The organism is Arthrobacter sp. RT-1 (assembly GCF_003367205.1).
In the GTDB taxonomy this organism is placed as follows: Bacteria; Actinomycetota; Actinomycetes; order Actinomycetales; family Micrococcaceae; genus Arthrobacter.
Window position 1 is genome coordinate 1 of the sequence record NZ_QRGQ01000006.1, and the last position, 24,798, is coordinate 24,798.

Here is a 24,798-nt window from a genome sequence, read left to right on the forward strand (position 1 = left end):
GCCTCCTCATCAAAACCATTCACCGTGGACGGCGACACCGCCCACACCTTGCCCGAAGCCGCATCCGTCACCGAGATCACCTCGGAGCCGAAACTCACATCAGCAGCCCCCGGCAACTGCTTATCCCCACCCAGGCGCATGTTCGCCGGCGACACCTGATTCAACGTCGAACCAGACTCATCATCCACAAACACCTCCCCCGCGTCCTGCAAAATGTCGAACGTCGTGGACGCCGGCGTCACCGCACCATCGAGCACCCGCGACGGGTAGTTCAACCGCCCCACCGCATTCTTGGACTTCGAGACCACCCACACACCGCCGTCGTTCAACTCCACCTCAGTGGTCTTAAACCCCGGATAGACGATGGCGCCAACCACCAGGACAATGAGCGCGAGGCCGAAAATTGCTGAGGTAAGGAGCCGGGACCGCAGGAACGAGGTGCGGAACGGTGCGGCTGGCGCGGCGTTTTGCGCGCGACTTTGTCCGCGAAGTTTCATGGAAAAGCTTCCCCCAAGTATTTTCCGGCGCCGGCTTCCGGCCGTGCGGCGGGCGGGCACACCTAATATAGCCCGTAAAACCAACAAATGGATAAACTGCGCGGAAACACGGTCCTAATCCAGGACGAGCCCCTTGCCCAGGCCGCGCGCGAGCCTGACCGGCCGGATTTCGCCGAAGCCGCGGACGTTTTCCGGAGGCTGGGGCACCAGAACGAACCGCTCGTCCTGCTCAAGGGCGGAGGCAGTCATGGAATCCACCAGCACCGTCCCGGGATCAGCAAGGGTGGTAAGCCGGGCCGCGAGGTTCACGGTGGGGCCGTAGATGTCCCCCAGCCGGGACAGGATCCTGCCCCACACCATTGCCACCCGGGCTTCCGGCAGGATTTCATCCTCCGTGAATGCCTGGGCCAGGGCGAGGGAGATTTCGGCACCGGCAGCCGGAGTTTCGGCAATGTAAAGGACTTCGTCACCGACCGTCTTGACCAGGCGCCCGCCGCCGACGGAAATGATTTCGGCGCACTTGTTTTCGAAGCGCTGGACCAGGCGCGCCAGCGTCTTTTCGTTCATGCGGCGGGACAGGCTGGTGTAGGACACCAGGTCGGCGAAGCCCACGGCGCGCGCCAGCGGCAGCGGCGCGTCATCCTCATCGCCCTCACGGCCCTCTTCGCTGGCCTGCAGGCCCGCTTCGGCACGGACGGCGAGCCGCTGGACTCCGGCGTTGAGTTGCCGCCGCCAGGAGTAGACAAGAACCTCTTCGAGGGCATCAACCAGGGCGGGCAGTTCGTTGACCAGGCGCTTGCGCGCCACGGCGTCCGTGACGCCCTGCTCGTGGACCATGTCCTCCACGAGGGCCTCGATCTGCCAGACCACCATGCGGTCCGTCATCTGGCCGATGGAGCGCGTGACGGAGATCGCTGCTTCCTCCGTGAGCTTGCCGGACCGGACCAGGTCCACCACGGTGGAAAGGGCCGCCTGGTCGCGTTCGGTAAAGGCGACATCCTCATCGCCAAAGTTGGGGAAGCCCAGGGCACGCCACAGCTTGCGTGCGGACAGGAGCGACAGCCCGGCGCCGGCGGCCACCTCACGACGGCGGAGCTTGCGTTCCCCGCCGAGCAGCCGGCTTTCCAGCGCCTTCATCGCCAGCCGCTCCGCGGACATGGTGCCGGTGGCAGGGTGGGGGTCCGCCGCGGGTGCGGGCGCGATGGATTCGACGCGTTCCTGCTGGTCCTCATCGTTCATCCCGTCCACCTTCTCTCATTTCCCACGGCAAAGCTTTGGCGGGGTAGTGCGTTGTGCCGCCCGGCTGGACATCACGTTCCTCCGGCAATTCCTCGATGGCATCGAGGATGAAATCCCGGAATGTGGCAACCTCGGGCACGTCCTGGAATGTCACCACGCCCTGGTGCCCGGTTTCCAAGGATATATTCCCGGAGCGCAGGAGGCGTTGCAGTACCGACTCGTGGACGGTCAGGTTGCGCACCGACGCCAGGTTGACCTGCTGGTCCCGCCGTTTCAACCTGCCGTATCTGGCCACCATCCTTCGGCTGGTGAGGGTGTACCGCGTGCCGTGCCAGCGCAGCAGCTTGGGCAGGCAGAAGCCGAGCCAGACCCAGGCAGCCGCGGCAATGCAGGCAGCCACCAGCCACGGCGTCCATTGTGCTGTGAGGAAAGGTACATGGCGGCGCGCCTCTCCCCGAAGGATCCAGGCCGAAGCGTACGCCGCCAGCGCGGGCGACACGATGAAGGCGAGCGCGGCTCCTGCCAGCTTCCTCGGCTGCGGGCGTGTGGTGACAATCACCTGTTCGCCCGGAACGAGGTCTTTACGCATAACCGCCTTGGCCGGGGTCGTCGGGGGACGTCCAGGGGCGCAGGTGCACGACGTCCCCGGCGGTCACCACGTGCTCCCGGGAGTCCCTGTCCATCACCAGCAGCGACCCGTACTCGTCAAGCCTGGAGGCGTGGCCGATGATTTCGTGGTCGCCGGGAAGCTGGGCCCGGACCTGCTTGCCGAGTGTCACCATGACCGCTTCCACCCGTTTGTGCAGGGAGGGTCCACCGGCCATTCCCGCCGCCGGATCGCCGTCGGCGTTGCAGAAGCTGCGGTAGAGCACAGCGAAGCGTGAAAGGTAGCTTTTCAGCAGCAGGGTGCGGTCTGCGGTGCGCGCACCCTCCAGCACCACGGAGGTGGCGGTGGGGACCGGCAGTTCGCCTTCGCGCAGCGTGACGTTCAGGCCGGTGCCCAGGATGACCGGGGGCACGGTGCCGTCCACCATGGGGCCAAGCTGCGCCAGGATGCCGGCGATCTTCCTGCCGCGCACCAGGACGTCATTGGGCCATTTGAGTTCGGCCGGAAGGCCGGCGGTCTCCAGGAGGGTTTCGCGCAGCGCCAGGGCAGCAATCAGTGAAAGCCAGGAGTAGCTCTGGGTGGGCAGCGGCCTGCCTTCGGCATTCACGGGCCGCAGGACCACCGAGACGGAAACCGAGCTCAGCGGCGGCGCTTCCCAGTGCCTGTCCAGGCGGCCGCGCGCGGCCGTCTGGTACTCGGCGGTAAGGACCGACAGGTCCGGCCAGGCCTGCGGCTCCACCGTGACGGCGCGGAGGAGGTCCGCGTTGGTGGATCCGGTGGAATCCACCACCTCGAGCCGGGAAATGCCTGCCGAGGCCAGGAAACGCTGGTCGTCCAGGTCCCCTCGGTCCAGAGGGGTGCCGGGGGTGCGTGCGTCATCCATGCCTAAATCCTAGCGAGCTAATCCTTCCCCGGCGGAGTTGACCTGCCCCCGATTGCCCCGCGCGGCGTGCCGCCCGCCGCCCTACAGGAAGATGTCCGGAACCAGCCCGTCCTCGGGCGCGCCCAGGCTGTAAGGACGGAAATCCGTCACTCCTGCTGCCGCCAGGACCTGCTCATCCGTGTAGAAATTCCCGGTCGCTGCCCCGCCGGGCACAAGGTTGCTGCCGGTGAGGATGGCGTGGGCGGCATCGGCCATGATCTGCGGCCCGCGGGCCGCCTGGACCATTACCTCGCCATGGGGCATATTGCGGATGGCCGCCGTGTCGATCAGGGTGCACGGCCACAGCGAGTTGACGCTGATCCCGTCCGCCTTCAGTTCCTCGGCGAGTCCAAGGGTGGTCAGGCTCATGCCGTACTTGGCCATGGTGTAGGCAAGGTGCTTGCCTGCCCAGTATGGGTCGAGGTTCAAGGGCGGTGAGAGGGTGAGGATGTGCCCCCGCCCGGAGGCGCGGAGCGCGGGCAGCGCAAGCTTGGACAGCAGGAAGGTGCCGCGCACGTTGATGTCCTGCATGAGGTCGTACTTTTTCATGTCCACGTCGTCGGTCCGGGACAGGTCAATGGCGGACGCATTGTTGATCACGGCGTCGATGCCGCCAAACTGTTCCACCGCGGCTGCCACAGCGCGGGCCACGTCCTCGTCCCGGCGCACGTCACCCACCAGGGGCAGGGCCTGGCCGCCGGCATCCACAAGCTCCCGGGCAGCCGTATGGACAGTGCCGGCGAGCTTGGGGTGCGGCTCCCCCGTCTTGGCCATCAGGACGATGTTTGCGCCGTCCCGGGCGGCGCGCCGGGCAATGGCCAGTCCGATGCCGCGGCTTCCACCGGAGATAAGGATGGTCTTCCCGTGCAGCGAACCTGCGGCCCGGTACGGGCTCAAGGGGGCGTGCAAAGCGTCATTGCTTGAAGTCATGCAATCACTGTAACCCAAGTAAGTTACTGATGAGTAACATAGCGGGTGCGGGTGGCGGCACGGCAGAAAATTGTAGGTTCCCTACAGCTGCGGGCGCCCAAACCGTCACTAGACTTGCCAACAGGGTTCGTCCTTTGTGTGGAAGCTACTTAAGCTCCGGCATGACTCAGCCCGCCAGCAACCAGAGCGCCACAGAACCAATCTGCAACAGAGCCGGAGACACTTGATGAGCCACGATCTGACCACGACCGCGGGAAAGATTGCCGATTTCCGTGACCGCCAGGCCCGTGCCGAGCAGCCCTCCGGCCCCGAAGCGATCGAAAAGCAGCACGCGCGCGGCAAGAACACCGCACGGGAACGCATTGGCCTCCTGCTGGATGAAGACTCGTTTGTGGAATTCGACGCCCTCGCGGTACACCGCTCCACCGCGTTCGGCATGGACAAAAAGAAGCCCCTCGGTGACGGCCTGGTATCCGGCTACGGAACGGTGGACGGCCGGCTGGTGGCTGTCTACAGCCAGGACTTTTCGGTCTACGGCGGCTCCCTCAGCCAGGTCAACGGGGAAAAGATCGTCAAGGTCCAGGAATTCGCACTGCGCAACGGCTGCCCGGTGGTGGGAATCCTGGACGGCGGCGGCGCCCGCATCCAGGAAGGCGTCGCATCGCTGGCAATGTTCGCGGACATCTTCCGCAACAACGTCCACGCTTCCGGCGTGGTCCCCCAGATTTCCCTGATCATGGGGCCTTCCGCGGGCGGCGCGGCCTACTCCCCCGCACTCACGGACTACGTGGTGATGGTGGACAAGACCTCGCACATGTTCATTACCGGCCCCGACGTGATCAAGACCGTCACAGGCGAGGACGTGGACATGGAGACCCTGGGCGGAGCGCGCCAGCACAACGCCACCACCGGCACATCCACCTACCTTGCACAGGACGAAGCGGACGCCATCGAATTCGTGCGCGAGCTGCTGGACTTCCTGCCCTCCAACAATCTCTCCGAAGCCCCCGTGCAGGAGCACCAGCAGGAGCTGGAGATCGACGACGACGACCTCGCCCTGGACACGCTGGTCCCCGACTCCGCCAACCAGCCCTACGACATGCGCAGCGTTGTTGAGCAGATCGTGGATGACGGGCACTTCCTGGAGATGCAGGCGCTGTACGCGCCCAACGTCATGATCGGCTACGGCCGGGTTGAAGGCCACACGGTGGGCATCGTGGCAAACCAGCCGCTGCAGTTCGCCGGCACGCTGGACATCGCGGCCTCGGAGAAGGCTGCCCGTTTCGTCCGCCACTGCGACGCCTTCAACATCCCCATCATCACCCTCGTGGACGTCCCGGGCTTCCTGCCCGGCAAGGACCAGGAGTTCCAGGGCATCATCCGCCGCGGAGCGAAACTCCTCTACGCCTATGCCGAGGCCACCGTTCCCAAGCTGACGGTGATCACCCGCAAGGCCTACGGCGGCGCCTACATCGTGATGGGTTCCAAGAAGCTTGGTGCCGACCTGAACCTGGCCTGGCCAACGGCCCAGATCGGCGTCATGGGCGCCCAGGGTGCCGTCAACATTCTGTATCGCCGCGACCTCGCGGCCGTGGCGGAAGCGGGGGGTGACGTCGAGGCCCGGCGCGCCGAGGTTATCCGCCAGTACGAAGAGGAACTCCTCAACCCCTACCAGGCGGCCGAGCTCGGCTACGTTGACGCCGTCATCGCACCCTCGGACACGAGGATCCAGATCATCAAGGGGCTGCGCGCACTCCGCGACAAGCGGGCCAGCCTCCCCACCAAGAAGCACGGAAACATCCCGCTGTGAACAGGGAGAACCCGGTGGTTGAGCCTGTCGAAACCCCTGAACCGCCTGCCGCTCCGCTGCTCTCTGTTGTCAAAGGACAGCCGAGCGCCGAGGAACTGGCGGCCCTGACCGCCGTCGTACTGTCCCTGGGCGGCTCCGAACCTGCCCCGGCCAGCACCCCGACGGTCCGCCACTGGGTGCGCCGGCAGCAGCTGCGGCTCGCTCCCACACCCGGCCCCGGCGCCTGGAAGCGCAGCCGGGGCTGATCCCCACCGCCTCCGAGACGTAGCCCGCGCCTCCTTTCGGAACCTGCAGAGCGCGGCTAGTCTCGGGAGGTGACTACCGACACCGCTCCTGCCGCCCGCCCGAAGACCCGCATTGACGCCGTCGCTGACAAGTACACCGATACCCTCATCCGGCTGAACCCGTCATTCGCCACCACCCTGGGCGTGCCGGGACACGAAACCGAGTACCAGGATTTCTCGCCGGCAGGCATCGCAGAGTTCGCCGAGGCCGCCCGGAAGGCACTCACCGACCTTGAGGGCCTGGCGCCCGAGGACGACGTGGACGCCGTCACCCTGGACGCGATGCAGGAACGGCTGGGCCTGCAACTGCTGATCCATGCCTCCGGCTGGGAATATGCCGACCTGAACAACATCGCCTCCCCCGCCCAGGACATCCGGGCGATCTTCGACCTCATGCCCACGGCCACCGAACAGGACTGGGCACACATCGCAGGCAGGGCGCACAACGTCCCCGGTGCCGTGGCCGGCTACATCGAGTCCCTCCGGCAGGCCCGTGACTCCGGCCGGGTGGCAGCCGCGCGCCAGGTCAACATCGTCATCGAGCAGGCCACGAAGTATGCAGCCGGAGACGGCTTTTTCGCGAAGCTGGCCGCCGGAGCCGCCACCCCGGAGGGGCCGTTGTCCCGAGGCGTCCGGCAAAAACTCGACGCCGGAACTGTCGCCGCCCGCCGCGCCTACACCGACCTTGCTGAGTTCCTCCGGACAGAACTCCTCCCCGCCGCCCCCGAAAAGGACGCCGTCGGACGCGCCCGCTACGCCCTCGCCTCCCGTGCCTTCCTCGGTGCCACGGTGGACCTGGAGGAGACCTACGCCTGGGGCGTGGAAGAGCTGGAACGCCTCATCGCCGAACAGGAGAAGGTGGCCTCCACCATCAAAGCCGGCGCCAGCATCGCCGAGGCAAAGGACATCCTCAACAACGATCCGGCCCGGCAGCTGAAGGGGACCGGGGCGCTGCGGGAATGGATGCAGGAACTTTCCGACAAAGCTGTGTCCGAACTCGCCGGCGTGCATTTCGACATCCCGGACGTCATGAAGAAGCTGGAATGCCTGATCGCCCCCACCGACGAGGGCGGCATCTACTACACGGGACCGTCGGATGACTTCAGCCGGCCGGGCCGCATGTGGTGGTCCGTTCCCGCAGGCGAGGATACGTTCACCACCTGGGCTGAAACCACCACCGTCTACCACGAGGGCGTCCCGGGCCACCACCTCCAGGTAGCCACGGCCACCTACCGGCGGGAACTGCTCAACAAGTGGCGGCGGAACGTGTGCTGGACCTCCGGCCATGGCGAAGGCTGGGCACTCTACGCCGAGAAACTGATGCAGGAACTGGGCTACCTGAACGACCCCGGAGACCATATGGGCATGCTGGACATGCAGCGGATGCGGGCAGCACGCGTGGTGTTCGATATCGGCGTCCACCTGGAACTCACGGTTCCGGCACGCTGGGGTTCCGGAACCTGGACCCCGGACAAGGGCTACGGGTTCCTGAAAGAAAACCTCCCTATCAGCGAAGGACAGCTCAACTTCGAGTTCACCCGCTACCTTGGCTGGCCCGGCCAGGCACCCTCCTACAAAGTAGGGCAGCGCCTGTGGGAACAGATCCGTGCCGAACTCGAAGCCCGGCCCGGCTTCGACCTCAAGGAGTTCCACACCAAGGCACTGAACATCGGCTCTGTTGGACTCGATACCCTGAGGCGCGCCCTGCTCTCCTGAACAGTCCGTGGTCGCCTCGGCCCGTCGAGGCTGCCTTCCTCTGCTTGCTGCTCCTTCGTCGCTTTGACGCAAGCTGCCGGAAGGCACCCACGCCGGGCCTTTTGCCTTGCCGGCAGGAGAGATATGCCACATCCTTGGCAGGAATAAGTAACAAAGCGGGCCGAAACCCTTGATTTTGCGCGGATCTTCTGCGGGTATCAGAATTTGGGGCGCGTAATATTTCTCAATGTTCGTTCGTCGTGATATGTGGGACGGCCCTAACGTATTCGGGTGAGCACTCAGACAAGCACCCCCTCCCCCGCAGGAAAGACCGGCTTCCAGCTGCCCAAATGGGCCGGCTCGTTCGGCTTCCAGATCATCGCCGCCCTCATCGTCGGCCTCGGACTCGGCCTGCTGGCCAAGTACACCGGCAGTACCAAGGCCAGCCCTAACGGCCTCGGCGCAACGCTGCAGACCATCGGCTCCAGCTACGTGTCCCTGCTGCAGACCGCCGTCGTTCCCCTGATCTTCACGGCCGTCGTCAGCTCCATCTCCAACCTCCGCCAGGTATCCAACGCCGCGAAGCTGGCGTGGAACACCCTGCTCTGGTTCGCCATCACCTCGCTGATCGCCGTGCTGATCGGCATCGGCCTGGGCGTCCTCCTGCAGCCCGGCGCCAACACCGGCATCACCGGCGAAGGCGAAGCGCCCAGCAAAGTGGGCGACTGGTGGGCCTTCCTGATCGGACTGTTCCCCAAGAACTTCCTGGGGCTGGGTGCGAGCTCCACAGTGGCTGAGTCCGGTGCCGTCACCACGTCGGTCAGCTTCAATGTCCTGCAGATCCTGGTGATCGCCATTGCCGTTGGCGTCGCCGCCCTTAAGGTCGGCAAGGCCGCGGAGCCGTTCCTGACCCTCAACGCCTCTGCCCTGGCCGTCATCCAGAAGGTGCTCTGGTGGATCATCCGCATCGCTCCGCTGGGCACTGTTGGCCTCATCGGCAACGCGGTTGCCGTCTACGGCTGGGACACCATCGGCTCGTTGGGCAAGTTCACCTTCGCCATCTACGTTGGACTCGCCCTGGTGATCTTCGCGGTCTACCCCATCCTGGTCCGGACCCACGGCCTCTCCGTCAAGCAGTACTTCTCCGGCGTCTGGCCCGCAGTCCAGCTGGCCTTCGTCTCCCGTTCCTCCATTGGCACGCTGCCGCTCACGCAGCGCGTCACCGAACGCAGCCTGGGCGTCCCCCGCGCCTACGCCTCCTTCGCCGTGCCGCTGGGCGCCACCACCAAGATGGACGGCTGCGCAGCCATCTACCCGGCCATCTCCGCCATCTTCGTGGCCCAGTTCTTCGGCATCCAGCTCGACTTCAGCCAGTACCTGCTGATCGCCCTGGTTTCCGTCCTTGGCTCCGCGGCCACTGCGGGAACCACCGGCGCGGTGGTGATGCTCACGCTGACGCTCTCCACGCTGGGACTGCCGCTGGCCGGCGTCGGACTCCTGCTGGCCATCGACCCGATCCTGGACATGGGCCGCACCGCGGTCAATGTCGCAGGCCAGGCACTGGTCCCCACAATTGTGGCCAAGCGCCAGGGCATCCTGGACGAGTCGCTGTACAACGCACCCCGCAACGGCACCCCGTTCGTGGACGACAGCGACGCTGCCGGCGCACCGTCGGACGGCACGTCCACTGACACCGCACCCCGCGAACTGCAGGATGTAAAGGCCTAGCCGCCAGTCTTGGCTGCAGAAAGTCCCCGGGAACCTGACGGTTCCCGGGGACTTTTTTGTGCCTGCGGCTTTACCGGCCCGGAAGAATCAGCGTTCGGCTCCGCCGATCACACCGTTCTCCACCGCCTTGGTGACGGCATCAGCTTCGGCCCGGGTCAGCTTCCCGTCCGCGACGGCCTGGTCCAGGCGCGTCTTCAAAGCGGCAGCCTTCTCTGCCTGCTTTTCACTGCGAAGCTCCTCCAGCGCAGCGGTGACCTTGGATTCCTCAATACCCAGCGCATCGGCCAGAGACTTCGCCAGTGCGGCGTCCCTGGTGGCTGCGTCCGGCTTTTCGCCGTCAGCCGGCGCCGTGGTGGGCTTGTTGGCCTCCCGGAACGCCTGCAGCGCCTCGGTAACCTTTGCTTCCTCCACCCCAAGCTTCGCCGCGAGCGCGGACGCCTGGGCCGCACCCCGCTCGCCGCCGCGGCCACCGTGCTTTCCCATCCCGCCGGGCGTGGTGGTGCCGTCCGTCGAGGCGCTGGAACTGGCACTCGGGGCGGGAGTGGGGGTAGTGGTTGCGGAGGCCATGCCGGCGACTCCGATTCCGGCGCCAAGGGCCAGCGCGGTGGCTGACAGGCCGAGGGTCATTTTCTTTGAGCGTGACATTGTCTTGTCTCCTGGATCCGCCGTCGGTGACGGCTGCTGTTGGTGCGCCTCCTTCGAGGCATTCCAAGCTTCCGGGAGCAGGTTCTGGACAGGCTGTCGGGAACCTTTCATTCTCCTGTGAATCAAACTTGCCCAGAGTGCAAACTTGCACGTAGTGTAAAAGCGTGACGACGTCCCCTCCATCAGCCGAAGCTGCCGCGGTCCCTTCCCGCCGGGAGCTGAACAAAGCCGCCACGCGCCAGGCCATTACCGACGCCGCTTTGGGGCTGCTGCGCGCAAAGGGCCCCGGGAACTTCACTGCTGAGGACATCGCCGAGGCCGCAGGGATATCGCGCAGGACCTTCTTCAACTACTTCAGCAGCACCGATGCCGCACTGGCCTCCATCGTCCACGGCTTCCTCGACATTGCCATCCAGCAGCTGCGGCTCCGGCCGGCGGATGAACCCATGCTTGAGTCGGCGCAGGCGGCCCTGATGGCCCTCGCCGACCCCAAGGCCGTGGCGCCGCTGGCGGAACTGTTCACCCTGACCCAGCAGAGTCCGCTCATGTCACACACCGAACTTGAAGCGTGGGACCACTGCAGGGCGCAGGTCTTTGCCGTGGCCCGCGAGCGCGTTGCCGGCAACCGCGGCGAACAGGATGACCTGTATATCCATGCCCTGGCCGGGTCGGTCATCTCCTGCGGCAAGGCCGCAATGGAGGTCTGGTTCAGCCGCCGCGGACCAGACCTCTCACCGGCATCCCTCGCGGACCTGCGGCAGCTGCTCATCGACGCCATGGCGCTGCTGGGTGCCGGCTTCAATGGCCCGCAGCTCAAATCCACGCCACGCTCCCCGGTATCCACTGGATCCGCCACCCCAACAGACTCCCGTTCCTCCTGACCAGATCGGCTCCCCACATGGCACTGCTCCTTTACCGCCTTGGCAAGTTCTCCTACCGCCGGCGCTGGCTGGTCATCTCGCTCTGGCTCGCGGCGCTTGTGGCCGTGGGCGGCTCCGCCGCGGCCTTCCACGGCACTTTGTCCAATAACTTCCAGATCCCAGGCACGGAGACGCAGCGGATCGCGGACAAGCTGAAGGAGGAGCTGCCCTCGGCATCCGGCGGCACCGCAACGATCGTCTTCGAGGCGCCCGAAGGCGGCTTCACCGAGGAGAGCCGCACCGCCGTCACCGATGCGCTCAAGAAGCTTGAGACCCTGCCGGACGTCCGGGGCACGGTGGATCCGTTTGCCACCCAAGCCCAGGTGGACCAGGCAGCGCAGGCCATCACCGACGGCGGACAGCAGCTCGCCGCCGGCGAGGCCCAGCTGGCCGCCTCCCGGGCAGAGCTGGAGGCCGGCGCGGCGCAGCTCGCCGCCGCCGAGCAGCAGCTGGTTGCGGCCGGCGCCCCTGCTGCACTCATCGAGGCACAGTTGGGGCAGCAAAAAGCCGGGCTGGCGGAAGGCCAGGCAAGGCTCGACGCCGGCGCCCGGGAACTGGAGGCCAACAAAGCCAGGCTTGAGCTGGGCAAGCGCCAGGCGGAGGCGTCGTCGGCCATCCGGTTCGTTTCCGAAGACGGCCGCGCGGCAGTCGCGCAGGTGCAGTTCAACACCTCCATCAACGGGCTCAGCCCGGAGGTCCGGCACCAGGTCCAGGACATCGCCCACGAAACGTCCGCCGCGGGCGTCACGGCGCTGGCCAGCAAGGAAATCACCGAGGACATTTCCGAGCTCTTCGGTGCCGCCGAGATCATCGGCATCGCTGTGGCGGCCCTGGTCCTGATCATTATGCTGGGCACCCTGATCGCCGCCGGGCTCCCGCTGCTGATGGCGGTGGTCGGCGTGGGTGTGGGCGTCGGAATCACGTTCGCCCTGTCCGGCGTTTTCGACATGAGCTCCATTTCCCCCATGCTGGCCCTGATGCTCGGCCTCGCCGTGGGAATCGACTACTCCCTGTTCATCGTGAACCGGCACCGGACTCAGCTCCTTGCAGGAATGGATCCGGAGGAGTCGGTAGCGCGTGCCACCGGCACCTCAGGCAATGCCGTGGTCTTCGCCGGCCTCACCGTCATCATCGCCCTGGCGGCACTGGTGGTCCCCGGCCTTCCCTTCCTTGCCGTCATGGGCCTCGCAGCAGCCGGAACCGTGGCGGTAGCGGTCCTGGTGGCCATCACGCTGACCCCGGCCATGCTGTCCCTGATCGGCAGGCGCATCATCTCCCGGCGGGTCTGGGCGAAAGCCGAAGCGCATAACGCCGAGCCCGGCCACGAGGCAGCAGACGAGGCCACGGACCGCGAGCGCAGCACGCACGGCTGGGGCGGCCTGGTCACGCGGCACCCCGTGATGGCGCTGATCGCGGGCATTGTGCTGCTGGGCACCCTGGCCCTGCCGGCCACCCAACTGCAGCTCGCATTGCCCGACGGCGGATCGGAACCCGTGGAGTCCGAGGCCTACCAGGCCTATGACCTGACAGCCCGCAGCTTTGGTGAAGGCGTTACCGGGCCCATCGTTGCCGTAGGCGAATTTCCCGCCAACCTGGACGAGGCACAGGCGCAGAGCCTGCAGTACGACGTCGCGGACAAGCTGCGCGCGGTGGACAACGTGGTGGCTGCCGTCCCGGTCGCGCTCAGTGAGGACCGCCGGACCGCCGTTTTCCAGGTCATCCCCAAGGAAGGCCCGGCCAGCGCCAGCACCGTCCAGGTGGTCTCGGAACTGCGCGGGCTCAATGATGAGATCCAGTCTGAATACGGTGTTGCCATGGGCCTGACGGGGCAGACGGCCGGCAACGTGGACGTCTCCACGAAACTTGGTGACGCCCTGCCGCCGTACCTGGCGATCGTCGTCGGCCTTTCCCTGATCCTGCTGCTGCTCGTGTTCCGCTCCATCGTGGTGCCGCTGCTCGCCACGGGCGGGTTCCTGCTCTCCCTCGCCGCCGCGTTCGGTGCCGTGGTGGCCGTGTACCAGTGGGGCTGGCTGGGGAACGTCTTTGACGTCGCGAACCCCGGCGCTGTGCTGAGCTTCCTGCCCATCATCCTGATCGGCGTGCTGTTCGGCCTGGCCATGGACTACCAGGTGTTCATCGCCTCCGGCATGCGTGAGGCCTACATGCACGGCTCGTCCGCCAAGGAGGCGGTCCGAGTGGGCTTCCGCCACGCCGCCGCCGTGGTGACGGCCGCCGCGATCATCATGGTGAGCGTGTTCGCCGGCTTCATCTTCAGCCACCTGACCATGGTCCGGCCGCTGGGCTTCGCGATGGCGTTCGGCGTGCTGCTCGACGCCTTCGTGGTGCGCATGACCATCGTCCCGGCCGTGATGTACCTGCTGGGCGAAAAGTCCTGGTGGCTGCCGCGCTGGCTGGACCGGATCCTGCCGGACGTGGATGTGGAGGGCGCCAAGCTCAACCGCGCCGAGTCCGCTCCCGCGTCCGGGGCACTGGTCCACTAGGCCGGCGCCCGTCAATTAGGCTGGAACCGTGCTCCGCCTGATTCTCGCTTCCCAGTCCCCCGCCCGCACCAAGCTCCTGGCCGAGGCCGGCATCCGGCATTCGGTCCTGGTGTCGGACGTGGACGAGGACGCCGTGCAGGCACGCTACGGCGTCACCGATCCGCACGACACCACGCTGCTGCTGGCCCGGGCGAAGGCTGAGGCGGTGGCCGCGCTGCCGGAGGCCGAGGGGGCGCTGGTGCTGGGCTGCGACTCCGTCTTCGAGTTCGACGGCGAGGCGCACGGCAAGCCGTACACGGCCGCCGTCGCCCGCGAGCGCATGCTCCGGATGAGCGGCAACGCCGGGGTCCTGCACACGGGGCACTGGCTGGTGGACTGCCGGGACACGGATCCCGACGACGACGGCGGGGAGCCGGGCTCCGGTGCCACGCTGGGAACGGTCGCCTCCGCCGAAGTCTCCTTCCTGGAGATGGAACCGGCGGAGATCGACGCCTACATTGCCACCGGCGAACCGCTGCACTGCGCCGGATCCTTCACCATCGACGGCCTGGGCGGGGCCTTCATCCGGAAGGTCGACGGCGACCCGCACGCCGTCGTCGGACTTTCCGTCTCCACCCTCCGCGGCCTCCTCGCCTCCGCGAACGTGCGCATCACGGACCTGTGGGCCGCGCAGTAAAACGTCCCCTTTTCGGCTCGTCTTGTAGCTTCCCTACAAAGCATTGGCGCTTTACACGCGGATTCCGCAAGTAATATCGGCGGAACCCTCAAAACCGCGCTAGGCTCCCTGAAGGAAAGAAGGAGACGCCTTGTCAGCAAATTTTGAGCAGTCCGCAGGTCCCACGCAGTCGACCCTCACAAAGGTGCTGATCGCCAACCGCGGAGAAATCGCCGTCCGCATCATCCGGGCGGCACGCGATGAAGGCATCGCCTCCGTGGCTGTCTACGCCGACCCGGACCGCGACGCCCTGCACGTCCGCCTTGCTGACGAGGCTTACGCCCTGGGCGGCAACACCGCCGCCGAGTCGTACCTGGTGATGGACAAGATCATCGACGCCGCCCGCCAGTCAGGTGCGGACGCCATCCACCCCGGCTACGGCTTCCTGGCAGAAAATGCCCAGTTCGCCGCCCGGGTGATCGAGGCCGGCATCACGTGGATCGGACCGTCCCCCGAAGCCATCTCGGCCCTGGGCGACAAGGTCCAGGCGCGCCACATCGCCGAAAAAGTGGGCGCTCCCCTAGTTCCCGGCACCGCCGACCCCGTCGAGACGGCCGACGAAATCCTGGCCTTCGTGGACCGGCACGGACTGCCCGTCGCCATCAAGGCAGCCTTCGGCGGCGGCGGCCGCGGCATCAAGGTGGCCCGCACCCGGGAGGAAATCCCTGAACTTTACGAATCGGCCGTCCGTGAAGCCACTGCCGCCTTCGGCCGCGGCGAATGCTTCATCGAGCGCTTCCTGGACGCACCGCGCCACGTGGAAACGCAGTGCCTGGCCGATGCCTACGGCAACGTGGTGGTGGTCTCAACGCGTGACTGCTCGCTGCAGCGCCGCAACCAGAAATTGGTGGAGGAAGCCCCAGCCCCGTTCCTCACCGAGGACCAGAACCGCCGGCTCTACGAATCCTCCAAGGCCATCCTGAAGGAAGCCGGCTACCTGGGCGCCGGCACCTGCGAATTCCTGGTGGGCCAGGACGGCACCATCTCCTTCCTCGAAGTGAACACCCGCCTCCAGGTGGAGCACTGCGTCTCCGAGGAAGTCACCGGCATCGACCTGGTCCGCGAGCAGTTCCGGCTGGCGCGCGGCGAGGAACTCGGCTACGGCGACCCCGAGGTGCGCGGCCACTCCTTCGAATTCCGCATCACCGGCGAGGACCCGGGCCGGAACTTCATGCCCGCACCGGGCACCATCCGCGTCCTCAAGAACCCCACCGGCCCCGGCATCCGCATCGATTCCGGCATCGAGCAGGGTGACGTGATCAGCGGCAACTTCGACTCCATGCTGTCCAAGCTCATCGTGACCGGCGCCAGCCGGAAACAGGCGTTGGAGCGGTCCCGCCGGGCATTGGATGAGATGGTGGTCGAAGGGATTCCCACCGTCATCCCGTTCGACCTTGCCGTCGTGTCCGATCCGGCGTTTGCCCCCGCCGAGGGTCCCTTCAAGGTCCACACCCGCTGGATCGAAACCGAATTCGTGAACAACCTGGCCCCCTGGGCCCCCGACGCCGGCACCGGCGCGGAGGATGCCGCCGAGGACCGCCAGCGCGTGGTGGTCGAAGTTGGCGGCAAACGCCTCGAAGTGGTGCTGCCCGCTTCGCTGGGATCGGTTGGAAGCGGTGCTCCCGCTGCCGCCAAGCCCGGCAAATCCAAGAAGCGTATCCGCTCGGGCGGCACGGCAGCCGCCACCGGCAACGCCCTCACATCCCCCATGCAGGGCACCATCGTGAAGGTGGCAGTGGCTGAGGGAGACACCGTGGCCGAGGGAGACCTGGTAGTGGTCCTGGAAGCCATGAAGATGGAACAGCCGCTGACGGCCCACCGTTCCGGCACCATCACCGGCCTCACGGCAACTGCCGGTGAAACCGTGTCCGCCGGTGCCGTCATCGCCACCATCGAAGACTAGACAGGCCCGGAGGCTCCCATGCTCGCACCCAGCTTTCAGGAAGAAGTGGACCGCTACCACCTGGCGGTCCCCGAAATCACCCGCGGCAACCCCGCGCCCATCAAGGAACTGTATTCACAGCTCGACGACGTCACCCTCGCGAACCCGTTCGGCGGCATCGCACGGGGCTGGGCTCAGGTGGAGGCCCGGCTGGACCAGGCAGCCCGCCAGTTCCAGGACGGTGAAATGCTCGGGTTCGACACCATCACCTCCTACACCGCACGGGACACCGCCTACCTCGTGGAAACCGAACACTTCCGCGCCCGCCTGGACGGTGGGGCCGTGGAGGAGTTCGCACTTCGCGTGACCAGCATCTTCCGGCGCGAGGAAGGCTACTGGAAGCTGGTGCACCGGCACGCGGATCCGGCTGCCCGGCCCCAGTCCCGCCGGTCGCTGACCCAGCCCGCCGCTTCCTGACCCGGCCCGCGGCAGCTGCCGGGCTGCCCTGGCAGGCCGCCCGGCTGCTGACAGGATCCGGCGGGCGGGGCACACTTAGCAGATGTTGCCTTTCCTGCTCCTGGCCTCGCGGGCCGAGGATGCCGCCGCCGAAGACGAGTACGCCGCCTACCTCCGATACGGCGGGCTGGAGCCGCGGGAACTGCACAGGGTCCGGCTGGAGGCGGGCCCGCTGCCTGACATTGAGCTGTCCGATTACTCCGGTGTGATTGTCGGCGGCAGCCCCTTCACGTCCAGCGACCCTCCGGAGCAGAAGAGCCGGGTGCAACACCGGGTGGAACGCGAACTGTCGGGCCTCCTGGACCGGCTGGTGGCACAGGACTTTCCGTTCCTGGGAGCCTGCTACGGGGTGGGCACCCTTGGTACCCACCAGGGCGCAGTCATCGACCGGACGTACGGCGAACCGTTGGGCGGCGTGGAGATCGAGCTGACGGAGGCAGGCCTCGCGGACCCGGTGCTGAAAGGGATGCCCCGCACCTTCACCGCCTTCACCGGGCACAAGGAGGCCTGCACCACCCTGCCGCCGCAGGCAGTGCTGCTGGCCCGGTCCGCGGCCTGCCCGGTCCAGATGTTCCGGATCCGGAACAACCTGTATGCCACCCAGTTCCATCCTGAGCTGGACGTTGACGGGCTGGTGACCCGCATCGACATCTACCGGCACGCCGGCTACTTCCCTCCGGAGTCGGCGGAGGAGCTGATGGACAATGCCCGGCAGTTCACCGTCACCGAGCCCATGAACGTGCTGCGGAATTTCGTGGCGCGCTACGCGGTCTAGCTGCGCCGCCCCGCCGTCGTACCTTCCTGCCCGCTTACTGCCTCCCGGACAGGAAAGTGCCCGGCACGATCCCCGCGGATACGGGGATCGTGCCGGGCACCTCAGCCACCAAGTGGGCTGGAACGCGCGGAATGCGTCAGGCCACGTTGTTCTCGTAGTCCAGGTCGCGGGTTTCCTTGCTGACGAACAGGGCAATGAGGGTCAGCACGGCCATGGCGGTGAGGTAGATGCCCACCAGGACGGGGCTGCCGTCAGCCATTTCCCACAGCGCCACGGCGATGAACGGGGCAACCGCAGCACCCAGGATGCTGGAGAAGTTGTAGCTGACAGCGGACCCGGTGTACCGGACGTTGGTGGGGAACAACTCGGGCAGCAGCGCACCCATGGGCCCGAAGGTGAGTCCCATCAGGGAGAAGCCGATGACCAGCAGGGCCATGGTCCCCACGAAGCCGCCGCTGAACAGCGGGACGAACAGCAGGCCGAAGATGAAGATGCCGCCGGTAACAGCGAGCAGCATCTTGCGCCGGCCGTACTTTTCGGCCAGCGGTCCGGAGACCAGCGTGAAGATACCGAAGAACACGACGCCGGCGATCAGCATCCAGAGGAAGTCGTTGCGGGTGTAGCCCAGGCCGGGAACGAAGGCAGCCGCGGCGGCCTCCGTCATCGGCTTTCCGGCCTTCTCGGCGGCGGCCCTGGCGGCCTCGAGGCTGGCCGGCCGGGTGCCGTAGGTCAGGGTGAACGTGGTCATCAGGTAGAAGAGCACGTACGTGGCGAGCATGATGAACGTGCCCAGGATCAGCTGGCGCCAGCTCGTCTTGAAGACGCGGCCCAGCGGCAGCTTGGCCACCTCGTTGGACTCGAGGACCTTGGTGAAGGCGGGCGTCTCGATGAGCTTGAGGCGGACGTAGAGGCCGATGATCACCATGACGGCACTGAGCAGGAAGGGCACGCGCCAGCCCCAGGCCTGGAAGTCAGCCGGCGACAGGGCGTAGCTGAAGACAAGGAAGATGACGTTCGCGATGATGAAACCGATCGGCGCCCCCAGCTGCGGGAAGGTTCCGTAGATGGCCCGCTTGTTGGCGGGCGCGTTCTCGGTGGCCAGCAGGGCGGCCCCGCTCCATTCGCCACCCAGTGCCAGGCCTTGGGCAAACCGCATGACCACCAGCAGGGCCGGAGCCCAGAATTCCCAGCCCGGCACCAGCGCGGTGGGCAGGCAGCCGATCAGGAAGGTGGCGATACCCATTGTCAGCAGCGAGGCCACCAGGGTGCCTTTGCGGCCGAACTTGTCGCCGAAGTGCCCGAAAACGATGGAGCCGAGCGGGCGGGCGATGAAGGCAACGCCGAACACTGCGAAGGAGCTCAGCAGCTGGGTTGTCTCGTTCTGGTTGGGGAAGAACAGCTGCGGGAACACGAGCACCGCGGCAGTGGCATAGACGTAGAAGTCGTAAAACTCGACCGTGGTGCCGATCAGGCTGGCAACGATCACGCGGCCGCGCGAGTTCACCGGCTGGGGCGAACCGGGCACCGTGGACGTATCGGTGGATGACATAGGTAAACGCTTTCGCTAGAACCGGCCGGAGGCTGGCATTGCCCCCGGCTCGAAATAGTTAGAGTTCAATATTAGTTCCCGCGGTCCAGTCAATGGACGAAAGGTCCAGCATGCGGACCTGTGCCGTGTGTCTCATTTTTGCCACCCTACTCCTGCCTAACGGCTGCCAAAAGGCGCCGATAGGCAAATGTCACAGCCCGTTAACACACGGCGTCGGTCCGTGAAACGCGCCCTACCTACCGTGGAGGAACAACATCCCCCCGAAGGAGGTAACCCGTGACTGTTGACCGCACCGCTGATGCCGGCACCGGCAATTCCCTGGACCTTGACGATGCACAGGCCCCGGAAACCGTTGCCGCATCCGCCAGCGCACAGCCCGGCTCTACCCGCACCACAGACGCCCCCGTCCTTGAATTCCGCCCCGGCCGCTGGATCGCCAACTGGGATGCCGAGAACAAGGAACAGTGGGAATCCGCCGGCCGCACCATCGCCCGCCGCAACCTGAACTGGTCCATCTTCGCCGAATTCCTCGGCTTCGTCGTCTGGCAGCTCTGGTCCATCGTGGTGGTCCAGCTCCCCGCGGCCGGGTTCACCTTCACCACGTCGGAAATCTTCTGGCTCATCTCGATGCCCAGCCTGGTAGGCGCGACGCTCCGCATCCCTTACACCTTCATGGTCCCCCGCTTCGGCGGCCGCAACTGGACCATCGTCTCCGCCCTGCTGCTCCTGATCCCCTCCGTCGGCCTGGCACTCTGCGTCTCCAACCCGGAAACGCCGTTCGGCGTCATGCTCCTCGTGGCAGCCCTGGCGGGCTTCGGCGGCGGCAACTTCGCGAGCTCCATGGCCAACATCACGTTCTTCTACCCCGCCCGCGAAAAGGGCTGGGCCCTGGGCCTGAACGCCGCCGGCGGAAACATGGGGGCCGCCGTCGCGCAGCTCGCCGTGCCCATTGCCATCACCCTGCTGGCCGCCGGAACCGTCAACCTGCCCCTGGCCGGCTGGATGTGGGTTCCGCTGATCCTGATCGCGGCGTTCGGCGCCTACAAGTTCATGGACAACCTCACCAGCGCCAAGGGCGACATCGCCGGTTCGGTGGCCGCCATCAAGGAACCGCACCTGTGGATCATGGCGCTGCTCTACATCGGCACGTTCGGCTCCTTCATCGGCTTCGCCGGTGTGTTCCCCAAGCTCATCAAGGACTACTTCCCCGAGTTCTCCTCCATCGGCGTCGGAACCGTGGCCCTCTCACTCGCCTTCCTCGGCCCCCTGGTCGGCTCGCTGGCCCGCCCCTACGGCGGACGCATGGCAGACCGCATGGGCGGCGCGCGGATGACGGTGGCAGCCTTCGCCTCCATGGCCGTGATCACGCTGACCATGATCTGGACCCTGCCGCTGAAGAACTTCTGGCTCTTCCTGGTCCTGTTCCTGATGCTGTTCACCGCCAGCGGCTTCGGAAACGGAGCAACCTACCGCATGATCCCGGTCATCTTCGCCACCTCCAGCCGCGCCGCCCGCAAGGGTGCAAGCTCGGTGGCAACCCAGCGCCTGGCGTCCTCGGCCCTCGGCCTGATCTCCGCGATCGGCGCTTACGGCGGATTCGTCATCCCGCAGGTCCTGAACGCCTCCAACACGGCCAGCGGCTCCTACACACCGGCCTTCTACGGTTTCGTTGGGGCATACGTCCTGATGCTGGCTGTCTGCTGGTTCTGCTACATCCGCAACGCCAACCGAAATGCGATGGGACACGTCTAACATGACCAAAAGCGCCGACACGCACTGCCCTTACTGCGCCCTGCAGTGCGCCATGACGCTCACGTCTCCAGCGGAACTGGCCCCGGCTACCCAGCCGGGGCCAGTCCCCGTGACTGCACTGCCTGCCCCGGCGTCCCCCGCCGCGGCTCCCGCTGCCCCTGCCGCCCTCCTCGAGGTCCAGGGACGCGACTTCCCCACCAACCGCGGCGGGCTGTGCCGCAAGGGCTGGACCTCCGCAACTCTGCTCAACCACCCGGGCAGGATCACCGAGCCCCTGCTGAAAGGCCCGGACGGCGTCCACCGCCCCATCAGCTGGGAGCACGCTTTGGACCGCGCCGTGTCCGCCGTGAAGGATGCCCGCGCACGCTACGGCGCGGACGCCGTCGGCGTTTTTGGCGGCGGCGGACTCACCAACGAGAAGGCCTACATGCTCGGCAAATTTGCCCGGCTGGCCCTCGGCACGTCCCGCATCGACTACAACGGCCGTTTCTGCATGTCCTCAGCCGCCGCCGCCGGGATGCGGGCCTTCGGCGTGGACCGCGGCCTCCCCTTCCCGCTGGAGGCCCTGGACACCGCCTCCACCATCATGATGCTCGGTTCCAATGTGGCCGAGACCATGCCGCCCTTCGTGCAGCACCTCAAGGGAACGCGCGACGCCGGCGGGCTGATCGTGGTGGATCCGCGCCGTTCCGCCACCGCGGCCTTTACGGCCGACGGCGGCGGCCTCCACCTCCAGCCCCTGCCGGGCACCGATCTCACCCTGCTGCTGGGCATCTCCCATGTGGTCATCCACGAGAACCTGGTGGACACTGCCTTTATCGAGGAGCGCACCTCGGGCTACAGCGCCGTAGTCCGCAGCGTCAACTCCTTCTGGCCCGAACGCGTCCAGTCCCTCACCGGCGTCCCGGCCGAACTCATCCGGGAAACCGCCCGCCGGCTGGCCGCCGGAGCCCGCCAGGGCGGCAGCTACATCCTCACCGGCCGGGGCGTGGAACAGCACATCGACGGCACCGACACCGCCACCGCCGCCATCAACCTCAGCCTCCTGCTGGGCCTGCCGGGCTCTCCCCGCAGCGGCTACGGCACGCTCACCGGCCAGGGCAACGGCCAGGGCGGCCGCGAGCACGGCCAGAAGGCGGACCAGCTGCCCGGCTACCGCAAGATCACCGATCCCGCCGCCCGCGCCCATGTGGCTGGAGTGTGGGGCGTTCCCGAGGAACTCATCCCCGGGCCCGGGCTGCCGGCCGTACAGCTCCTGAAGTCCCTGGGAAAGCCCGACGGCGTCCGCTGCCTTTTTGTCCACGCCTCCAACATCGCGGTGGCCTCCCCCGACGCCAACGCCGTCATCGACGGCCTGCGCAGCCTGGACTTCCTGATGGTCTGCGACTTCTTTATGTCCGAGACCGCCGCCGAGGCCGACCTTATCCTTCCCGTCCTCCAGTGGGCCGAGGAGGAGGGCACGCTGACCAACCTCGAAGGCCGCGTCCTGCGCCGCCGCCGCGCCCTGACACCGCCGGCCGGAGCCCGCAGCGAACTGTGGATCATGGCACGCCTGGCGGAGGCCCTCAACGCCCCCTCCAGCTACAGTGAAGACCCGGAAACCGTCTTCGAGGAACTCCGGCTGGCCTCCGCCGGCGGGCTCGCCGACTACTCCGGAATCGACTACGCCATGCTCGACCGGGGAGAGGCCGCCTACTGGCCCTACCCCGCGGGCAGCACCGGAACGCCGAGGCTGTTCCAGGACCGCTTTGCGCACCCCGACGGCAAAGCCGTGATGACCCCGGTGACGCCGCGCCGCCGTCGTACCCCCGCTGCCAATCCGGACCCGGCCGCGAAAACCATGACCCTCATCACCGGCCGCCTCCTGGAGCACTACCAGTCCGGCGCCCAGACGCGCCGGGTGACCGAACTCCTGGCGTCACAGCCGGAAGCGCAGATGCAGATCCATCCGGCGGCAGCGGAAGCGATGGGCATCACCGCCGGCTCCCTGGTGTCCTTGGCCAACGAGCGCGGCGAGGTGGTGTGCCGGGCCGAGCTGAGCACGGCCATCCGCCCCGAGACGGTCTTCCTGCCCTTCCACTTCCCCGAACTCGAAAGCGCCAACCGCCTGACGGAGGCCGCCACGGACCCCGTTTCCGGGATGCCCGAGTTCAAGTTCAACAAGGTTTGGGTCCGGCCGGTGGCCGTTCCCCTTTCCAGCAACGTGCTTCAAACGACGGAGGCCTCATGAGCGAGCAAATTGTCATTGTGGGATTCGGCCCGGTGGCGGCCCGGCTGGTGGACGAGCTGCTGCCGGCCGTGCGCGCCGGACACGCCCGCCTGACGGTGGTCGGAGAAGAAGCCGAAGCCGCGTACAACCGCGTCCTCGTGGCCGATCTCGGGGTGGGACGCACCACCGCCGGCGCGCTGGCACTGTCCGACGCAGACGCACTGGCCGCCGACGGTGTTGACGTCCGCCTGGGTGTCCGCGTCCGCCGTGTGGACCGCGCCCGGCAGCAGGTCCTCCTGTCCGACGGTTCCACCGCCCATTACGACCGGCTGGTGTTCGCCACCGGTTCCCGTCCGGTGATCCCCAACCTCACGGGCATCAACCCCGACCCCGCCTCCCCTGTCCTTCCGGCGGGTGTGACGGCGCTGCGGGACCTCCGCGACGCGGATGTGCTGCGGCAGGCCGTGGACGGCGGCAAGCGCGTGGTGGTCCTGGGCGGCGGCGTCCTGGGCCTGGAGACGGCCCTCGCCGCGGCCGAGGAAGGTGCCACCGTCACCGTTGTGCACAACGGCCCGCACCCGCTGGGACGCAACATAGACCGCGGCGGCGGGGCCGTCCTGGCCGCAGGGCTGCGGCGCTGCGGCGTCCGGATGGCCGGCAACGCGCGGTCCACCGGGGTTGAGCATAACGCCCCCGACGGCGGCTTCTCGGCTCTGCTGCTTGACGACGGTTCGGCGATTGACGGGGACCTCCTGGTCATCTCGTGCGGGGTTCGTCCCCGCACCGAACTCGCCGAAGGCTGCGGACTGTCCACATCCGCCGGGATCCTGGTGGACCACCGGCTCCGGGCGCATCACGAGCCGCACATATTTGCCATCGGCGACTGCGCGGAGGTGCGCTGCCCGGATCCGGAGTGTGCAGCCTGCCGCAACGCGAAGGGCCCCTCCGGCCTGGTGGGGCCGGGCTGGCGCCAGGCTGAATGGCTGGGTGAATACCTGGGCCTCCTCGCTGCAGGCGCCGTGGAGGACGCTGACCTGCTGCCGGAACTGCCTGCTGAGCAGCCCGGCGTGATCGTCCTCAAGGCGCGCGGCATGAACATGGCAGTGGCCGGGGACAACAGCGCCGAGCCGTGGGACGAGGAAGTCCTGACGGCGGGTGCCGTGAACGGGCGGCCACGCCTGCAGATCGCCCAGTGGGCGGATCCGGAGCACGGCCGCTACGTGAAGATGACCACCCGCGGCGGCGTGCTGGAAGGCCTGGTGTCGGTGGGAATGCCGCGCACGGCGGCCGAGCTGGTGGGGCTCTTCGAGCGTTCCGCCGAACTGCCAGCGGACCGGTCACTGCTCCTGCGCCTCGATGGGCCGGACGGGCTGCCCGGAGCCGGGGCTGCCGACCCGCAGAGCACCGTTTGCCGGTGCGCAGGCGTCAGCGGGGCGGCGATCCAGGGAGCGGTCGAGGACGGCTGCTCCACCGTTGCCGAGGTGTCCAAGGCAACCCGTGCCGGCACCGGCTGCGGCGGCTGCCACGAAGACATCAAGGGGCTCATCGAAAAACACTTTCAGGCGGTCTCGGCCGCCTAACCAGGCCCCCGGTGGTTGAGCCTGTCGAAACCGGTCGTTGAG

Annotated in this window: 20 protein-coding genes; 13 read left to right on the forward strand and 7 right to left on the reverse strand. The window is 67.1% G+C overall.

Annotation, left to right across the window (positions count from 1 at the left end):
• The 5 genes from DXK94_RS06330 to DXK94_RS06350 form a co-directional block, all read right to left on the reverse strand.
• Positions 1–497, reverse strand: a 497-nt coding sequence (locus tag DXK94_RS06330; protein WP_258868457.1) for a hypothetical protein, incomplete at its 3' end; no start/stop codon positions are given.
• 114 nt (positions 498–611) lie between these two features.
• Positions 612–1,736: an adenylate/guanylate cyclase domain-containing protein gene (locus tag DXK94_RS06335; protein ID WP_079595610.1), complete on the reverse strand. Its 1,125-nt coding sequence runs from the start codon at positions 1,734–1,736 to the stop codon at positions 612–614.
• On the reverse strand, positions 1,726–2,325 hold the full coding sequence (locus DXK94_RS06340) for a PH domain-containing protein (RefSeq protein WP_115524307.1): 600 nt from the start codon (positions 2,323–2,325) through the stop codon (positions 1,726–1,728). Before DXK94_RS06340 ends, DXK94_RS06335 begins: the two co-directional genes overlap by 11 nt.
• Positions 2,318–3,226 (reverse strand): biotin--[acetyl-CoA-carboxylase] ligase, encoded by a 909-nt coding sequence (locus DXK94_RS06345; protein WP_115524308.1) that lies wholly within the window; start codon positions 3,224–3,226, stop codon positions 2,318–2,320. The genes DXK94_RS06340 and DXK94_RS06345 overlap by 8 nt, the downstream gene beginning before the upstream one ends.
• Before the next feature lie 81 nt (positions 3,227–3,307).
• Complete coding sequence (locus tag DXK94_RS06350; RefSeq protein ID WP_115524309.1) at positions 3,308–4,195, reverse strand: NAD(P)-dependent oxidoreductase; 888 nt, start codon at positions 4,193–4,195, stop codon at positions 3,308–3,310.
• Positions 4,196–4,421: 226 nt separating this feature from the next.
• Here DXK94_RS06350 and DXK94_RS06355 point away from each other — a divergent pair, with 226 nt between their 5' ends.
• The 4 genes from DXK94_RS06355 (at position 4,422) to DXK94_RS06370 (ending at position 9,712) form a co-directional block, all read left to right on the forward strand.
• A complete protein-coding gene (locus DXK94_RS06355) occupies positions 4,422–6,005 on the forward strand; it encodes an acyl-CoA carboxylase subunit beta (RefSeq protein ID WP_079595614.1) in 1,584 nt (527 codons plus the stop codon).
• On the forward strand, positions 6,002–6,250 hold the full coding sequence (locus DXK94_RS06360) for an acyl-CoA carboxylase subunit epsilon (RefSeq protein WP_115524310.1): 249 nt from the start codon (positions 6,002–6,004) through the stop codon (positions 6,248–6,250). The genes DXK94_RS06355 and DXK94_RS06360 overlap by 4 nt, the downstream gene beginning before the upstream one ends.
• A gap of 69 nt (positions 6,251–6,319) precedes the next feature.
• Positions 6,320–8,005, forward strand: a complete 1,686-nt coding sequence (locus tag DXK94_RS06365; RefSeq protein ID WP_115524311.1) for a DUF885 domain-containing protein — start codon at positions 6,320–6,322, stop codon at positions 8,003–8,005.
• Between the two features lie 270 nt (positions 8,006–8,275).
• Positions 8,276–9,712, forward strand: a complete 1,437-nt coding sequence (locus tag DXK94_RS06370; protein WP_115524312.1) for a dicarboxylate/amino acid:cation symporter — start codon at positions 8,276–8,278, stop codon at positions 9,710–9,712.
• Positions 9,713–9,799: 87 nt separating this feature from the next.
• Here the strand turns inward: DXK94_RS06370 and DXK94_RS06375 are convergent, their stop codons facing one another.
• Complete coding sequence (locus DXK94_RS06375; protein ID WP_115524313.1) at positions 9,800–10,357, reverse strand: hypothetical protein; 558 nt, start codon at positions 10,355–10,357, stop codon at positions 9,800–9,802.
• 164 nt (positions 10,358–10,521) lie between these two features.
• Here DXK94_RS06375 and DXK94_RS06380 point away from each other — a divergent pair, with 164 nt between their 5' ends.
• The 6 genes from DXK94_RS06380 (at position 10,522) to DXK94_RS06405 (ending at position 17,666) form a co-directional block, all read left to right on the forward strand.
• Complete coding sequence (locus DXK94_RS06380; protein WP_115524314.1) at positions 10,522–11,238, forward strand: TetR/AcrR family transcriptional regulator; 717 nt, start codon at positions 10,522–10,524, stop codon at positions 11,236–11,238.
• Positions 11,239–11,255: 17 nt separating this feature from the next.
• Positions 11,256–13,778, forward strand: a complete 2,523-nt coding sequence (locus DXK94_RS06385; protein WP_115524315.1) for an MMPL family transporter — start codon at positions 11,256–11,258, stop codon at positions 13,776–13,778.
• Positions 13,779–13,806: 28 nt separating this feature from the next.
• Positions 13,807–14,454, forward strand: a complete 648-nt coding sequence (locus DXK94_RS06390; protein WP_115524316.1) for a nucleoside triphosphate pyrophosphatase — start codon at positions 13,807–13,809, stop codon at positions 14,452–14,454.
• Between the two features lie 130 nt (positions 14,455–14,584).
• A complete protein-coding gene (locus DXK94_RS06395; RefSeq protein WP_115524317.1) occupies positions 14,585–16,396 on the forward strand; it encodes a biotin carboxylase N-terminal domain-containing protein in 1,812 nt (603 codons plus the stop codon).
• A gap of 18 nt (positions 16,397–16,414) precedes the next feature.
• Positions 16,415–16,852 (forward strand): nuclear transport factor 2 family protein, encoded by a 438-nt coding sequence (locus DXK94_RS06400; RefSeq protein WP_079595623.1) that lies wholly within the window; start codon positions 16,415–16,417, stop codon positions 16,850–16,852.
• An 82-nt stretch (positions 16,853–16,934) separates the two neighbouring features.
• Positions 16,935–17,666 (forward strand): glutamine amidotransferase, encoded by a 732-nt coding sequence (locus tag DXK94_RS06405; protein ID WP_115524318.1) that lies wholly within the window; start codon positions 16,935–16,937, stop codon positions 17,664–17,666.
• A gap of 136 nt (positions 17,667–17,802) precedes the next feature.
• Here DXK94_RS06405 and DXK94_RS06410 read toward each other — a convergent pair whose 3' ends face one another.
• On the reverse strand, positions 17,803–19,215 hold the full coding sequence (locus tag DXK94_RS06410; RefSeq protein WP_079595625.1) for an MFS transporter: 1,413 nt from the start codon (positions 19,213–19,215) through the stop codon (positions 17,803–17,805).
• A gap of 276 nt (positions 19,216–19,491) precedes the next feature.
• Here DXK94_RS06410 and DXK94_RS06415 point away from each other — a divergent pair, with 276 nt between their 5' ends.
• From DXK94_RS06415 to DXK94_RS06425, 3 genes are read left to right on the forward strand one after another with little or no spacing between them, the layout of a single operon-like run.
• A complete protein-coding gene (locus tag DXK94_RS06415; protein WP_079595626.1) occupies positions 19,492–20,967 on the forward strand; it encodes an MFS transporter in 1,476 nt (491 codons plus the stop codon).
• Position 20,968: 1 nt separating this feature from the next.
• The gene (locus DXK94_RS06420; protein ID WP_115524319.1) at positions 20,969–23,197 is read left to right on the forward strand and encodes a molybdopterin oxidoreductase family protein; all 2,229 of its coding nucleotides are present in this window, start codon (positions 20,969–20,971) and stop codon (positions 23,195–23,197) included.
• Positions 23,194–24,756 carry an FAD-dependent oxidoreductase gene (locus DXK94_RS06425; protein WP_115524320.1) on the forward strand — a complete coding sequence of 521 codons (1,563 nt, stop codon included), beginning with the start codon at positions 23,194–23,196 and terminating at the stop codon, positions 24,754–24,756. Before DXK94_RS06420 ends, DXK94_RS06425 begins: the two co-directional genes overlap by 4 nt.
• Positions 24,757–24,798 lie beyond the last annotated feature (42 nt).